5 protein-coding genes and 2 pseudogenes are annotated in these 16,230 nt (G+C 63.8%); all 7 read right to left on the reverse strand.

Annotation, left to right across the window (positions count from 1 at the left end; translation table 11 throughout):
* Positions 1-2,136, reverse strand: a 2,136-nt coding sequence (locus tag QZ149_RS08770) for a S8 family serine peptidase (protein WP_291451029.1), incomplete at its 3' end; no start/stop codon positions are given.
* A 387-nt stretch (positions 2,137-2,523) separates the two neighbouring features.
* Positions 2,524-5,661 carry a leucine-rich repeat protein gene (locus QZ149_RS08775; RefSeq protein WP_291451031.1) on the reverse strand — a complete coding sequence of 1,046 codons (3,138 nt, stop codon included), beginning with the start codon at positions 5,659-5,661 and terminating at the stop codon, positions 2,524-2,526.
* A 311-nt stretch (positions 5,662-5,972) separates the two neighbouring features.
* Positions 5,973-6,122: a hypothetical protein gene (locus QZ149_RS10015; RefSeq protein WP_314966813.1), complete on the reverse strand. Its 150-nt coding sequence runs from the start codon at positions 6,120-6,122 to the stop codon at positions 5,973-5,975.
* 9 nt (positions 6,123-6,131) lie between these two features.
* Positions 6,132-9,329 (reverse strand): leucine-rich repeat protein, encoded by a 3,198-nt coding sequence (locus QZ149_RS10020; RefSeq protein ID WP_366488436.1) that lies wholly within the window; start codon positions 9,327-9,329, stop codon positions 6,132-6,134.
* 296 nt (positions 9,330-9,625) lie between these two features.
* Positions 9,626-13,065 (reverse strand): annotated as a pseudogene (locus tag QZ149_RS08790) (S8 family serine peptidase).
* 348 nt (positions 13,066-13,413) lie between these two features.
* Positions 13,414-15,513 carry a leucine-rich repeat protein gene (locus QZ149_RS08795; protein ID WP_291451033.1) on the reverse strand — a complete coding sequence of 700 codons (2,100 nt, stop codon included), beginning with the start codon at positions 15,511-15,513 and terminating at the stop codon, positions 13,414-13,416.
* A 591-nt stretch (positions 15,514-16,104) separates the two neighbouring features.
* Positions 16,105-16,230, reverse strand: a pseudogene (locus tag QZ149_RS08800) (N-acetylmuramoyl-L-alanine amidase family protein); the annotation flags it as partial.

A 16,230-nucleotide genomic window follows, 5' to 3' on the forward strand; every position in this document is an offset into this window, starting at 1 on the left:
GGCCTGCCCACCGAGTGTGTATGTGCGTGCCTCGGGCGCAAGGTTCGTCAGCTGCACCTGGAAGGTCCAGCCCTTCGTGCCGTCGCCCAGGTCGGCTTTAGGTCGCGAGGGGTCGGAGGCCCCGATCACGGTCGGGTACACTGACGAGGTCGTGGCCGCGACCGCGTCAACCTGTCCTGCGCCGACCTTGCGCGGGGAGTAGAAGGTGCCATCACCCAGCTCAACGTCGATGAGCGGGTGGGCGGTTCCCATGAGGAAGTTCGTGACGACCGCATTCTTGTGCGCAGCGTCCATGCCGCCAAAGAGCGGGTCGGAGGCGATGCGCTCGCGCACGAGGGCGCTGATGCCCGCGACGTGCGGGGAGGCCATGGAGGTGCCCGACGAGCTCGCGTACTCGCCGTTCAGGATCGCCGAGGTGATGTTGCCGCCGGGGGCCGCGACCTCGGGCTTGAGGCGCAGGTCGGGGGTGACGCCCCACGCGGAGAATTCGGAGGCGGTCGGGTTGCTCGAGGACAGGACGATGCCAGAGTGGGTAACGGTCAGGTAGACGTCTTCTCCCTCGGCGTCGCGTATCGCGTCATGGATCGCGTCGCTGTCCTTCTTCGTGATGGTCACCGTCGGCATCTCGCGGGTGGACTCCAGAATGGCCTGGTACGGCGCATCCGCCTCATCGGTGTCGGCGATGATGAGGGCGGCGGGCGGCGGAGTGGCCTGCGTCAGGTAGCTGGCCTTGAGGTCGTCGGTCATCGGGATGTCGAGACGGGTGTCCATGCCGCCCTTGTCCTCGAGGACGATGGCGTCCGACAGGTCGTAGCGGTTCGTGCTCCAGTAGCGTTGCACCTCATCACTGCCTCCGGAGTGCTCATACACGATCCGGTAGGTCTTTTCGGGGATGTCGCGCAGGCTGGGCACCGGGTCGCCCTTGCCGTCGATGGCGATCCCGTAGGGGATTTTACGGTCGCCGAGCAGGACGTAGGGCGAGGTGTCCTGCGCGTCGACCGAGGCGACCGCCAGAGTGGATCGATAGGAGGCAGGCTCGCCAAGAGTGCCCGTGTCGGGGTCGGAGGCAAAGGGCTTGTTCTGCCCAGAGTTGTTACCGTACGCGGTGGAGAAGGCATTGCCGGATGCGGCGTTGACGGTGATGCCCGCGTCCACGAGCGCCTTATAGACGTCGGCGAAGATGGTCCCGGCCTCGCTGCTCATGCCGGAGTCGTCGCCCAGCGAGATGTTGATGACGTCGGGCTTGATGACCAGGGCGTCGTCGAGGGCAGCGAGCATGGCGGCGTCGGACATGACGCCGTCGGCATCCTGGATGACCTTGGCGACGATGATCTGCGCGTTCGGGGCGCTGCCGCGTACCTCGCCGCCGTTAGCGGCTGCGATGGCGGTGACGTGCGTGCCGTGGTTCAGGTCTTTTTCGGAAGCGGGTACGACGTCGGCATCGTTGTCGGCGTAGTCGTAGGCGAAGGGGATTTTTTCGCTGACCCACGTGCCCCCTGTGGCGTGGGGCAGGCTCGGCGCGAGTGCGGTGACGTCCGCCTGCGTCATGCGCAGGGAGGCGGCATCGAGCGCACCGGAGAAGGCGGGGTGGCTCGTGTCGAGGCCAGAGTCGATGACTTCGATGACCTGGTGGTCGCCTTTTTGGGCGGCCTGGTTGGCGCGGGTCGTTTCGAGCGCGGACGCGTTCTTCAGGACAGGCGCACCAGCGGGGGCGGCATCGTTCTCGGCCATGGGCGTGACGCTGCGCGCAACGGCGGCGGTCTTGACACCCTCCGTGCGTTGGATAGCAGCGAGCGCGGACGCGGGTGCCTCGATCGCGAAGCCCTGGAGTGCGTGGGTGTACTCACGCAGCGTCGTGACGCTCGCGGAGGGTAGGGCCTCGGCAACGGAGGCGGTGATCCGCTCCCGTGTCTGCGCGCGTTCAGCCCCGGCCTCGAGTTGGACGATGATCGTGGTTGGCTCGTCACTCGACGAGGCCGGGGCGGGGTTCGCGGGCTGCTCCACGCTGGGAGGGGTGGGGCCGGAGTGGGGACGTACTCCCCCGTCAGCTGCACGCGCAGCCGGGACAGCGAGTGTTGTCACGCCAAGGGTGCCGGCAACCACCAGCGCGAGTGCCGACGTTCTGCGGTGGGTCATCTGAGTCTCACTTCGTTAGCGTCTGTGTTTGACAAGCTTGGCACTAAGAGCGCCTCCACAATTATGGGGAGCTTTCCCCACCTGCGCAGTATGCGTTGTCGGTAACCGCGACACGGTTTGTCGCATTCCTGTCGTCCTTCCGTGCCAAGCGCCGACCCACGAGCGCGTGCAGATATGCCGAGGGGCCGACCTGGTGGTCGGCCCCTCGGCATATCCCATCAACACAGTGCGAGTTCTCTCAGATAACTCCTCAAACGTAGCTCGTCGGCGTTACTCGGACCCGTGTGGCCCGCACAACATTGCCTTGTGGTGGCACCAACTGTAAGCGTCGAGTCTGTGGAGACAACCGGAGCTTCCTGTGAAAACGCTGGGATTATGCGTCGGATCCTAATGAATCCACTTGCCACTGTCGGAGAACTGGTACCAGGTCCACCCGATCTGGATCCAGCCGGTGGCCATCGCACCGCTGGGGCGCAGGTAGTACCACCCGTCGTCACCGCGCAGCCAGCCTGTGGTCATGCGTCCGGTGTTGACGCTCAGGTGGTACCAGGTTCCACCGTCCTTGAGCCAGCCCTTGGCCATCGCGCCGCTTCCCGGCGTCAGGTAGTACCAGCCTCCCTCGACATTCACCCAGCCGGTCTGCATGGCACCGGAAGAGTCGTGGTAGCGCCATGCACCCTCGTCGTAGATCCACCCCGTGCGCATGAAGCCATCCGAGCCGAATCGGTAGATCTTGCCGTCGATCATGATGGTTTGGCTCTTGACATACGTACCGTTCGGATAGACGTAGCGCCAGCCGAAGAGCGTGCGGCTCCATTCTCCCGTCACGCGCGCGGGCGAGAGTTGAGCTTCCGTCGTCTGCTCGGCGCTCACATGCGTGACGTCGCGCGTCTGAACGCGCAAGGACGGCGCGCTTTCGGTGGGCGTCCACGAGAATGCCAGGGTTGAGGCGTTCCCGTCGCCCGCGTTCATCGCCGTCCAGTCCTGGACGAGGGTCTCAGTCCCGTCCGCGCCGACCTGGGTGACGCGCAGCTCGCGGCCCTCGGGCACGCCACCGTTCACGGTGGCGGTGACACTCACCGACGCGTCCTTCCACGCGAGCGCGCCCCCGGCCTCGTCATTGGTAGCGTCGATGCCTTTCAGCGTGAGCTGGGCGGGGGTGTAGACGTGCAGGTGGGACAGGTCGATGCCTTCCTTGACGAGTTCGGCCTTGGCGACCTCCCATGCGGGAGATCCTTCGGCTGCTGCCACGTAGACCTGCGCGTCGGTCTTGTAGCCAGGCGAGGAGAAGGGGTCGAGTTGGAAGGAGGTAATGGTCGAGGGCAGGACGATGACCTTGGGACCCTTGCTGCGCACGTCCACCTTCGTCATACCTTCGCCGAAGAAAGCGCTCTCGATGCGGCCGTTGGAGGGTTCTCCGTCGGTGTAGTATTTGCCATTCACGCCGCCACGCACGATGAGGTGGCGGGGTGCCAGGTTCTCGCGCGTGGGCATGAAGAGTTCGCGCACCTTCGATCCCAGGATGACGGTATCTAGGCCGGTGTTCTGGATGCCGCGAACGACTTCAAGCGACTCGGGGAAGGTCATGTCTACCAGGTTGGTGCACCCGTTGAAGGCCGAGTAGCCGATGGTCGTCAGCCCCTCGGGCAGGATGACCCGGGTAAGCGAGCTGGCCCTGTCGAATGCTTGGATACCGATCTCAGTGGTCCCGGCGGGCACCTCGTACTCGTTGCCAGCTCGGGACGCCGGGTACAGGATCAGGCTGGCCCCGTCCTTGGTGTAGAGGACGCCATCTACCTCAGAGAACGAGGCATTGGCTGGGTTCACGGTCACAGTTGCCAAGGCGGTGTCGCCGCTGAGAGCACCGGAGCCAATGGATGTCAGGCCCGCTCCCAGGTGCAGCTGTGTGAGGGAGGTGTTGCTCGCAAGAGACCACTGTCCAATGGACGTGACGCTATCGGGCAGCGTCAGAGAGGTCAGGGCGGTCCCCATCAGGGAACTCCCGTCGAGCATCGTGAGCCTGCCGAGGTCCGGTCGCAGGTTCACACTGGCCAGGCTGCGAGCGTATATGAAGGCACCGTCGGGCAGGGACGTGGCACCTCCAATATCGACGCTCGTCAGTTTCTCCGCGTACGCGAATGCCCAATACCCCGCGCTCTCGAAGCCGTCGGGCAGTGTCAGCGAGGTCAGGTGTGAATGTGTGAATGCCTGCGAGCCGATCGTCCGCAACGTAGAAGGCATCGTCACGGTAGCAACCTGTGCGTTCTCGAAAGCGGATTGTTCGATGGTAGTCGTCCCCTCAAGGACGGCGTAGCTCCCTCCAGGGTTCTTGGCCGTCGGGTATGCGATGAGACTCGAGTGGTCCTTCGTGTACAAAACGCCCTCGTCACTGGTGTAGTTCGCGTTGTCCGGATCCACGTCGATGGTCGTCAGACTCGGCGTGTACTGGAAGTCCCCGACCAGGAGACCCGGGCCGATATTGGGTCCCAGGTGGAGCGTCTTCAGGCCCGCCATGCCATCGAAGGCACCGACGACCGTCTGCACAGAGCGAGGCAGCGTCAGCGTCTCGATAGGGGTGTTGGAGAACGCTTCGTCGTAGATTGCTGTGAGCTGGGAGGGGTGGGCCGAGTCATCCTGGAAGGTAATTTCCTGCAGGTTGGTGCCTTTGAAGGCTTCGTAGTCGATGGTGCGCACACTGGCGGGCACCCACACCTTGGTCAGCTGGGACGGGAAAGCACCGGAAGAGATGCCCGTGACTCCCTCGGGGATTTCAACGTCCTGACTCTTTCCCTGGTACTGGACGAGGACACCGTCATCGTCCGTGATGAAGTCGCCGCGAGGATCGGGCTGGACCGTCACGGGCACAGTCACAGTCTTAGTCACCCCTGCCTCGCTCGTGACGGTCGCGCTCAGTGTGCCGGTTCCCGCCTGCTCAGCACCCTGAAAGTCGATCGACGATGCATCGTCGCGGCTATAGAACTGCCCAAGAGTGGAGGGGTCCATGCTCCAGGTGACTGCGCTTCCCTGGAGGGAGGGGGCGAGGAGCGCGTGCAGGTAGACCTGATGGTTGAAGATGGCTGACACCTCGGGAACGGACAGCTCCATGCCCACGTCCTCGGGGACCTCACGGACCTGAACCGTGGACGTGGAGGTCAGGCTCGAATTATCTTTGTCGATCACGGTGATCGTCGCCTCACCGACACCGACCGCGCTGACGTTTCCTTCCTGGTCAACGGTGAGAACCGACTCATCCGACGACGTCCAGACGATGATGCCGGGGTCGAAGTTTCCCGAATCGTAGGAGGCGTCGAAGATGACGTTCTGGCCCAGTGCCAGGGCGGTAGCAGTCGGCCACACGTCCAGCCTCGTCGTCGGCACACCGATGCTGGGTGCTTCAGCTGTTGCGGGCTGGAGAGTTCCGGTCACACCGATGCCCGCGGCGGTGGCCGCAGGCACGCTCAGCGCGGTCAGGGCCAGGACGCCGGTCGTTGCCAGCGCGACCGCTGAAAATGTTCGATGGGACATGTACACCTCGCTTGGTTGAGAACTAGTGGAGGGGAACGCCCACTGCTATGTGGCGTAATCCGTGTTCAAGCCTAGTATGTTGACCCCTTGACAGATGCTCTTTTTACCATATTTTCTCAGCATATGTCAAACATGTGACATGTTAGGTTATAGGTTATTTTGCCCAACTGTTCAGAATGCACATACGCACGACTGAACTCACGAGAAAACACCACTCGATACACGTGAAACACTGTGGAACATCGGATGAAAGTAACGCGAGGGCGCAGCCAACCACTCGGTCGACCACGCCCTCGCGCTAGGTCACTCGACTACTCGACCCACTGACCTGAGTCAGCAAACCGATACCAGGCCCATCCGTCGCTCACCCAGCCGGTGGACATCGCTCCGCTGCCGGGCGTCAAGTAGTACCACGAGCCGCCACTGCGAATCCAGCCGGTGGCCTGCACGCCCGAACGCAGGTGGTAGTATCAGACACCATTGTCACGAACCCAGCCGACGCGCATATAGCCGGCCGCATCGAAGCGGTAAACCCGACCACCAATAGTCACAGCTGTACCGACCGGATAGGAGCCGTCGGCGTAGCGATACCACCAGCCACGAGCACCCCAGACCCACTCCCCCGTCTGCCGTTGAGGGATCGACGTCTGGCTCGGTGCGGGAGCAGGCGGCTGACTCGGTGCGGGAGCAGGCGGCTGACTCGGTGCGGGAGCAGGCGGCTGACTCGGTGCGGGAGCAGGCGGCTGACTCGGTGCGGGACCCGGCGTCTGGCTCGGCGCGGGAGCGGGCGTCTGGCTCGGCGCGGGAACAGGCGTTTGGCTCGGCGCAGGAACAGGCTGAGGATCATCGTCGATGACCGGCGAGGGCTTGGCTCCGGTGGGATCTGGGTCCTCCACCGGCGCAGGAGTAGGATCGTCGTTCGGATCGGGCAGGGGCAGCGGGGGCAGGACACGGTTCACGGTCACACTCACCGTGGCCGACTGTTGAATACCTGATGCGTCGCGGACGTCGACGCGCAGCTCACTGTCAGTCAGAGACGGTGTAAACGTGTAGATGAGCGTCGAGGCCTTCTCTTCCGCCGCGTCCGTCATGGCAGTCCAGTCCTGCAGGAGCGTCTCGGTTGTGTTCGCTCCGACCCGCACGACGCGGGCTTCGCGCCCCGTCGCCACGCCGCCGCCTGTTGTGATCTCCACGGTCGCAGGTGCCCCCGGGGACACCACGAGCGTGTACCCAACCCCGGCCTCGGCGATGCCGGTGCCAGACACGCCCAGCGTCGGGGCCTCGTACACCGACAAGCGCGAGGCATCGTAGCCCGCGCTCTCCATCGCAGCCGTCGCGATAGTCCACGCGGAGGTACCCTCGGCGGAGGCCACGTAGATGCTCGTGTCCGCTTTGAGTTCAGGGGCCATTCCCTCGGCGAGGGTGACCTGCGTGGCGGTGGCGGGAAGCACCAGGACGCGCGGCATCTCGCCCCAGAAGGTGAAGCTGGTCATCCCTTCTCCGAAGAAGGCGCTCTCGGGACGTCCGCCCTCCGATGTTCCTTCACTGTAGAAGGTGCCGTCGATGCCTCCGCGCACGATGAGGTGACGGACGCTGCGGGCGCCTCGCGGGGTAAGCGACAGGTCGCGCACCTGTGCCCCCAGTTCAATGGTGTCCAGGCCGGTGCCCGTCAATCCTCGGGCGACCTCGACGGAATCTGGGATCGCCATGTCGACGAGGTTCGCGCAGCCGTCGAAGGCCTCGTCGCCGATAGCGGTCAGTCCCTCGGGCAGGATGACGCGCCGCAGCGACGTGGCATTCTCGAAGGCTCCGGCCCCGACCGCCGTCGTCCCCGCGGCCACGGTCGCCTCGCTGGCTGAACTCGCGGGCGCATAGCGGACCAGGGTACGCGCGGACAAGTCGTTGTGGTAGAGCGCTCCGCTGTCGACAACGAACGAGGCGTTGTCGGGGCTGACGCTGAGGGTGGCGAGGTTGTCGTTCTCTCCCAGGGCGTAGTCGCCGAGGGAGTTCAGGGATGCGCCGACATGGAACGAGGTCAGGGCTGGGTTCTTCGAGAAGGCCTCCTCGGCGATGGTTGACACTGTGTCCGGTATAGTGACTGTCGTCGCTGAAATACCGACGAATGCACCCTCACCGATGGAGGTCAGACGACCCAGGTCGGGTCGGAAGGTGACCTCGCTGAGCGCGGCATCGTAGCGGAAAGCACTGGTGGACACCCCCGTGGCCCCACCCAGGTCGACGGAGACGAGCGCGGGCATCTGCCAGAACGCCGAGGCCCCCATGGTCTCGAAGCCATCGGGAAGCGTGAGGGTTGTGAGAGCTGTTCCCTCGAAAGACTGATCACCGACGCGACGCAGGGTGTCGGGGAACGTCACAGACTCATTCTGCGCTCCCAGGAAGGCGAGGTCGTCAATGTCCGTCGTCCCACTCGCGACCGTGTAGGCCCCTCCCGCGTTCTTGGCCGCCGGGTAGGCGATCAGGTGCGTGTGATCGCGTGTATACAGCACACCGTCGAGGCTCTCGTAGTTGGGGTTGCCAGCGTCGACTTGGATGCGCGCGAGTTCGGGGGTGTTCGCGAAGGAGCCGACGAGCTGGTCCGCAGCGACCTCCGGCCCCAGGTGGACAGAGGCCAGCTTGCTCATGTCGGCGAAGGCATCGCCGTTGATGGTGACGAGGGAGCGCGGCAGAGTGAGCGTCTGGACGTTGGTGTTGGAGAAGACGCGGCTGCCCAGCTCTGCGAGTTCGGAGGGAGCGGCCTCATCATCCTGGAAGATAATCTCCTCCAGGCCGGTTCCGTAGAAGGCTTCGTTGTCGATGCGGCGGACGCTCGCGGGGATACGGACCGTACGCAGGGTCGCGTCGGAGAAAGCGTGCGAATCGATTGCGCTCACGCCCGCAGGGATGTCTACTTCGGCGTCAGCTCCCCGGTACGCAATGAGGACGCCACTGTCGTCCATGACGAAGTCGCCCGTATCGTCTGCTAGGACATCAACTGTCACGGTGACGGTCTTGACAACGCCCGCGGGGGTCGTCACGGTCACGGTCAGTGTGCCGACGCCCGCCTGCATGGAAGGAGTGAAGATGGCCGTGGGCTCCCCCTCGTCGGGAGCAATGGAACCCAGCGATGCGGAGCTAAGCGCCCACTCGACGCGGCTGCCCCGCAGGGAAGGAGCCAGGAGCGCGTTGAGGAACAGGGGTTTGCCGACGGTGGACACCATCGACGAGGCAGACAGCTCAATTCCGGCCTCCTCGGAGACAGCGTGGACCCGAACGGGAACGGCCGCGACGTCAGTTGGCTCGGCGCGACGCTTCACGCTAATCGTGGCCTCACCCTCACCGATGGCCGTCACGAGGCCTTTGTCGCTAACGGCGAGGATCGAGGTATCCGACGACGTCCATGTGAGTTCGGAGTGATCAACCGGTGACGCGTCAGACAGCGCCTCAAACATGACGGCTTGTCCGGGAACGAGCGCGGTACTTCCCGGCCACAATCGCATATGTTGCGTCGGGACATCCCGGATCGGGCCAGCAACTGCTAAGGCCTGCACGTTGCCCTGCTGGGCGGCCATGGCCGTGTCCGCCGCGAGCGCGGTGGGGGCGCTCAGCGCGCCGACGGCAAGAGCACCGACCAGCGCAAACGACAGCGCTACGTGAGTTCGATGGGACACTATTTCTCCCTGTATTGACAAGCGTGTGTGAGGCTACCGTGTCAAATGATGACACCGCAGTCTGTCATACATAATCCCAGGAAGTCTGAGCATGTACCTACTGGAAGATATCTCCGCACTGCCATCACGTTGCTCAACGCCACCTTTATAATCGACCATTACCTGCAATAACAATGAAAAACGCGGAACTGTTGACTGTCACACCTCCCCGTTTCCTGCCGACACAATGGGCCCGCGCCTCCCGATAATCTGACCGGGAGGCGCGGGCGCAGGGTTCAGCGATTCAGCTCAGGCACCTAGCTGATCAACTGACCGTTATCGGCGAAGTGGTACCAGGTACCCCAAATCTTCAACCAGCCCGTCGTCATCGCGCCACTAGCGGGCTGCAGGTAGTACCAGTAACCACCCTCCTTCAGCCACCCGGTGGCCATCGCACCATCAGAGGGATTCAGGTAGTACCAGGTGGACACCACCTGCACCCAGCCTGTCGCCATCGCACCGCTGTCAGGACTCAGGTAATACCAGCGACCGCCACTGGACACCCAGCCGCTGGCCTGAGCCCCCGACAACGAGTGGTAATACCAAGCACCCTGATCCTTCACCCACCCAGTACGCATATACCCAGCCGCATCAAAACGATACGTGGAACCATCAATCACCACAGCCGCATCAACCGGGTAAGAACCATCCTCGTAGCGATACCACCACCCACGAGCACCCCACGCTTCCACACGCCAGCCTTCGGCGCAGGAACAGGCGCACTGACATGAATGGTCGCACTGGCCATCACAGAAGACTGGGTCGGGTCAACAACCGTAACGGTCGCATCCCCCACACCCACCGCCGTAACCACACCATCCGCACTCACCGTCGCCACAGCCTCGTCCGACGACGACCACACCACAGACATCACCGTCGCATCCACAGGCTCATGCGAGGCAGACAGCGTCACACTCTCCCCCACCACCAGCGACGCCAACTCAGGCGACACCGACAAGGAGGTCATCGCGACCGGCTTGATGGTCGCGGTCGTCGTCCCCTCGTTGTCGACCCAGTCCCACGCGTAGAGGTAGATGGTCGAAGGATCGACGCCGAGCCGATTCCGGACATCGACAATCTTCACGTGATAGTGCTCGTGGAAGAGGCCGTCGTCTGCGCGGTGACCCGGATACTCTTCTTCCTTCCACAGGGTGAGCGCGCCGTCCGGGGTGGCCTTGAAGCCGAAGCCGGCAATCGGCGAGGCGTCGGTCACGTCGAAGGACAGTCTGGCAGCGTCCCCCTCGCCCGTGATTGCAACGTTCGAGATGACGGGCGAGGCCGTGTCCACCGCGAAACTGTAGCTGGTCTGCTGAGTCGTTGACGACGGCCCGTAGGTGACGGCCTCAATCGTCACCGTGTAGCGGCCGTCGGGCATCTCATTACCGTCCGCGTCGTAGCCGTCAAAGCCCGGAGCACATCCGGGCGACATGAACTCAACATTGTGCATGCCGCGCCAGTGGTCGTCGTAGAACGCCTTGTCCGCGCGATCACACGTGTAGGTGCTCACGGTCGCCCCGGCCTCGTTCGTGACCGTGTAGGTCAGGGACGGGACGGCGCGCAGGAGGATGGTCCCCGTAGCAGCCTCGGTACGCGCGCCAGCCTTCGTGGAACGCGTGATGACGAAGCCCTCGGGGTTGAAATCGTGCAGCGCCCTCTCGTCTTCGATCTCGAAGGGGTTGAACTGCCCGAACGGCAGGTTGCCACTCATGAGCGTCGTACCGAAGCCGACCTTGTGGTTGTTCGGGCGCTGCTGATCGAAGACGCTCGCCGCTCCCCACGAGCCGTAGAAGCCCAGGTAGGGAACCGTCAGGTCGGGCTGCCCGTCTGTGCTCGTGAAGGTCACGGCACCGTCGATGAAGGTTCCGTTGGGCGTGTTGCTCGTCGCGTACGAGGCAAACTCGTCCTTCGGGGTCACCGTGACGGTCACGGTCACGCTCGACTTCGCGGGAACGGTCACGGAGTCGGAGGAGAAGGTCAGGTTGATCCCCTTACCCGCCCAGTTGGTGGAGTGGCCGGTGAAGAGCATGCTCTGGACGTCTTCGGACAGGGCCTGGCCGCCGAGCGTGTAGGTGTGGGCGGCGTCGGACACGTTGGTCAGCTGCACCTGGAAGCTCCACCCGTTCGTACCATCGCCCAGGTCAGCCTTGGGGCGCGAGGAGTCCACAACTCCGACCATGCTCGGGTAGACCGGCGAGGTCGTGGCCCCCACCGCGTCCACGAGGCCCGCGCCAACGCGGCGCGGCGAATAGAAGGTCCCGTCGGTCTGCGTCGCGTCCGGCATCGGGCGCGCAGTGCCCATCAGGAAGTTGGTGACCACAGCGTTTTTCTCCGCCGCACTCATCCCCGCGAAGGCCGGGTCGGTCGCCACACGCTGACGCACGAGGGTGGCGATACCCGCAACCTGAGCCGAGGCCTCGGCCGTGCCGGACATGCGGCCGTAGTAGTTCCCGGGGCTGGCCGACATGACGGCCCCGCCGGGGGCAGCGATCTCGGGTTTGAGGCGCAGGTCGTAGGTCGCGCCCGTACCGGAGAAGTCGGAGACGCTGATCGGCTGCGACCCCTGCTCCGCCATGGTCTGTTCATCGACCGAGGCCACCGCCAGGGTCGAGGGGTAGAACGCGGGGAAGCCGAGCAGCCCCGCATCCGGGTCACTGGCGTAGCTGTTGTTCTCGTTATTTCCAGCCGGCGCGTTCACGACGATGCCCTGATCGTTGAGGGTCTGGTACACCTGCGAGTAGAGCGCGACCGAGTCAGTGCTCATCCCCTCGAGCGTCGCGAAGGAGACGGTAATCGCGTCAGGCTTCAGCACTGCCGCGTCGTCGAGAGCGGCCAGCAAGGCGCTGTCGTTCGCGGTGTATGTGTTCCCCCTGGTAGCCTTCTCGACGATGAGCTGTGCGCCGGGGGCCGCACCCGTCAAGGCAGTGTCGTTGGCGGTCGCGAGAGCCGCGACGTGCGTGCCCTGTTCGGATGCCCATCCGCCCTCGCTACCCGGTATCACATTCGCGTCACCGTCGCCATAGTCGTAGGCGAAGGGGATCTTGTCGCTGATCCATGCGCCGTTCTTGCCAGCACCGAGGTCTGTCATCAGGGACGTCATGTCCGTCTGCGTGAGGCGCAGCGAGGCGGCGTCCATCACGCCCGCGAAGGCTTCGTGCGAGGTGTCAACCCCCGTGTCGATGACCTCGATGACTTGTCCCTGGCCCCTCTGGGAGGCTGCCGCAGCACCGGTCATACGCGAGGCCGCGCCCAGATCTGACGAATCAGCAGGTTTTCCGTACCCGCCCTGGATGCTCCAAAAGTCGGGGTCAGTGACCGGATCGTGGTACCCCTCAACAAAGGCCCCCGCCACGCCCTGCGTTGCCTTGATGGCCGAGAGCGCGGAAGCCGGCGCCTTGATCGCGACGCCCTCGAAAGCGTGCGTGTAGTCCCGCACGACCTCCATGGTCGCGCCCGGCGAGGCCTGGGCGACGGCGTCACCAATACGTTTCTTGGCATCGGCGAGCCTGGCAGCAGGGTCGCCGCTCCCCTCCTCAAGGTGGACGATGATCGTGAACGGTGAGGTGGCATCGGCCAGGTTCGGTGACGAGGCCTCGGCGCGGTCCGCGTCGGCCGCGAACGAGGGCAGCATCGTCGTTGTAGTGACAACGAGGGCACCGGCGGCGACGAGCGCCAGTGCCGACAATCGACGGTGAATCATCTGTGGCTCACTTCGTTAACAAATGGACAGGGGATGCAACGTGCAGCAGTCCCTACCGTCAAGGGTAGACGATACAGGTGCTTACTGCGACATGCTTATTGCGAATTTTTTCCATGATCTGTCAAAGTCATATTCGCATGTTCTGGTGACGGAGCACGCTCATGACCATCATTTCGCTGTCACACGCGGGAAGGACTCTGACCATGAAATAACTTGTATGCGTACATCGACCGTCGTTTGACATCGACGTTGACACTCATGCTGAGCATCACGGGCTGATGAAAGCCCCGGGTCCGCTCCCCGGAATCTTCCGGGGAGCGGACCCGGGGCAGTTCGTCGACTCGTCAATCAGCCGATCCACTGGCCGCCATTCGAGAAGTGGTACCACGTGCCCGAGATCTGGAGCCAGCCGGTCGCCATCGCGCCGCTGGAGGGATCCAGGTAGTACCAGGATCCGCCGACGAGGGTCCAGCCGCTCGCCTGAGCACCCGATCCAGTGTGGTAGTACCACGAGCCGTCGTCCTTCACCCAGCCCGTGCGCATGTATCCGGACACATCGAATCGGTAGACCGTGCCACCAATCGTCACCGCCTGGTCCTTCGGGTAAGAGCCGTCCGCGTTGGCGTACCACCAGCCGCGAGAATCCTGCTTCCACTCACCGGCCTGTGGCTGGGGCTGGGGAGCCGGGGAGGATACGACACTCAGCGTCGTCGAGTGGAGCGCGTACGAGGCATCGCGCACGTCGACGCGCAGGCTCACATCCCCGCTGGTCGGCGTCCACGCGTACGAGGCCACACCGGACGTGACTGCATTCCAGTCCTGCAGGACGGTTTCGGCGCTCCCCGGTCCAACCTGAACGAAGCGCGCCTCGCGCACATTCTGGGTACCGCCGGTAGCGGTGGCGGTCACCGTCGTCGACGTACCAAGGCTCGCGGTCAGCGCATACCCAGCCCCTGCCTCGGCGATGCCAGTGCCCGACAGAGCGAGCGTGGGCGCGGAGTATGCCTTCAGGTTCGCCGTCGCGTATCCGGCCTTCTCCATCGCAGCCTTCACCGTCTTCCAGGCCTGCGATCCTTCCTCCCCGGCAACGTAAATCGTTGTGTTCGCCTTCACGTCGGAGGCGGCGTCTTCGTCAAGTTCCAGCGACGTGAGGCTCGCGGGCAGGACAACGACGCGCGGCGTCTCACCCCAGAAGGAGAACGTCGTCATGCCCTCACCGAAGAACGCGCTCTCCGGGCGACCGTTCGAGGCCTGGCCCTCGGAGTAAAACTCACCGTTCACACCGCCGCGCACGACGATGTGACGGACGTTCCGGATGCCGCGCGTGACGATGCTCAGCTTGCTGACCCGATCCCCCAACTCAAGCGTATCCACGCCGGTATTCGACACGCCCTCGACCGAGGTGGCAGACGCAGGAACAACCAAGCTGGTCAGATTCGTGCAGCCGCCGAATGCGTCCTCGCCGATTTCCTCGAGCCGTCCCAGGTCGGGGCGCAGATTCACCTCGGTCAACGCGAGGTCGTTCAGGAACGCGTCGTCCGAGACGTTGGTCGTACCGCCCAGGTCCACTCGGGCAAGATTCGACGCGTACGAGAAGGCCCAGGAACCGATTGTCTCGAACAAATCCGGCAGGGTCAGCGAGGTGAGCCGAGAGCTTTCAAAGGCGTAATCGCCGATTCTGCGCAGTGAGGAAGGCAGCGTCACGGAAGTGACCGAGGCATCCGCGAACGCGTACTCATCGATGTCGGTGGTTCCATCAAGGACCGCGTAGGAGCCACCCTTGTTCTTCGCCTGCGGATAGGCGATCAGGTGCGAATGATCCTTCGTATACAAGACGCCGTCGACGCTCGCATAGTTGCCGTTGTTGGCGTCGACCTCAATGGAGGTAAGCGCGTTTGCGCCCGGGAAGGCGGCCACCAGCTGACCTGCAGCGACCTTGGCTCCGAGACGGACCGAGGTGAGCCTACTCATCCCTGCGAAGGCATTGTCACCAATCGTCACGACGGAAACGGGCAGTGCCATGGTCGCGAGGCTCGTTGACTGGAACGCGCGATCCCCAATCGTGACGAGCTGGGAGGGATGCGCCTCGTCATCCTGGAAGGTGATCTCCTTCAAGTCCTGACTCACGAACGCATCATCGCCGATGACGCGCACGCTCGCCGGGATCCACAGCTTCGTCAACTGCGCGTTCTCGAACGCCTCAGTGCTGATCTCGGTGACCCCATCGGGGATCGTGACCTCCGCGGAGCTTCCCGTGTAGGCGGTGAGAACACCGTTCTTATCGATCTCGAAGTCCCCGGATGGATTGGGCTGCCCGGCCGGTGACACAACGCTGACACTCGTTGTTGTCCCGGCGTCGACAGCGAAGGTCGCAGGAACGCCGACCGTCGTAAAAGAAACCGCCCCAGCCAGCGCTAACGTGAGCACTGATACTTTTCGATGAGACATGTATGTGCCTCCCTGTGTTGACAATTCGGTAAAACGAGGGTTCGGTCCACGCGACACGAACGCTTGTCACACACTACTCCCCCCAGGGATGTCACCCAGTTTTTGCAACAACCATTCTCACGATACGTCAAACCCTCAATCACACGCGCCACCCGGAGTACCATGCGCCGTCATCGACAAGCCGCCTGTCCCGCGCTTGTCACCCCACACCAGTTCCCCCTGTACACACGCAGGCACACGGACTCTGACCGGCATCACCAGCATCTGACCGTCCGCGCCTGACGGAGTGCCTCACCGCATGGCACGACGCATACGCCGGGGGGCCGACCTGGCGGTCGGCCCCCCGGCGTATCCCATCAACACAGTGCGAGTTCTGCCAGATGACTCCTCAAACATAGCTCGTCGGCATGTCTCGGACCCGAGACCCGTGCCGTATTCCCTTGTGATGGCACCTACTGTAGGAGGCCAACCTTGTGGGAGCCCCGAGGCGACCTGAGAAAACCCTGGGACTTTATGGGTTCGCGCCCCGGACACGAAGTCCGGGGCGCGAACCCAGGTGCCGGAAGCACCTAGCGACATGGGATCAGGCACTCAGCTCCACTGGCCCGAATCAGAGAAGAAGTACCACGTCCCCCCAATCCACACCCAACCGGTCACCATCACACCCGACTCCTTCAAGAAATACCACGAATCACCAATCCGCAACCAACCAGTAAC

The sequence above is a fragment of the Actinomyces sp. ICM47 genome, assembly GCF_905369875.1.
Taxonomy (GTDB): Bacteria; Actinomycetota; Actinomycetes; order Actinomycetales; family Actinomycetaceae; genus Pauljensenia.

Coding starts and splice junctions, on each gene's coding strand:
- QZ149_RS08795 (WP_291451033.1), bottom strand. CDS start 15,513: ATGTCTCATCGAAAAGTATCAGTGCTCACGTTAGCGCTGGCTGGGGCG.
- QZ149_RS08775 (WP_291451031.1), bottom strand. CDS start 5,661: ATGTCCCATCGAACATTTTCAGCGGTCGCGCTGGCAACGACCGGCGTC.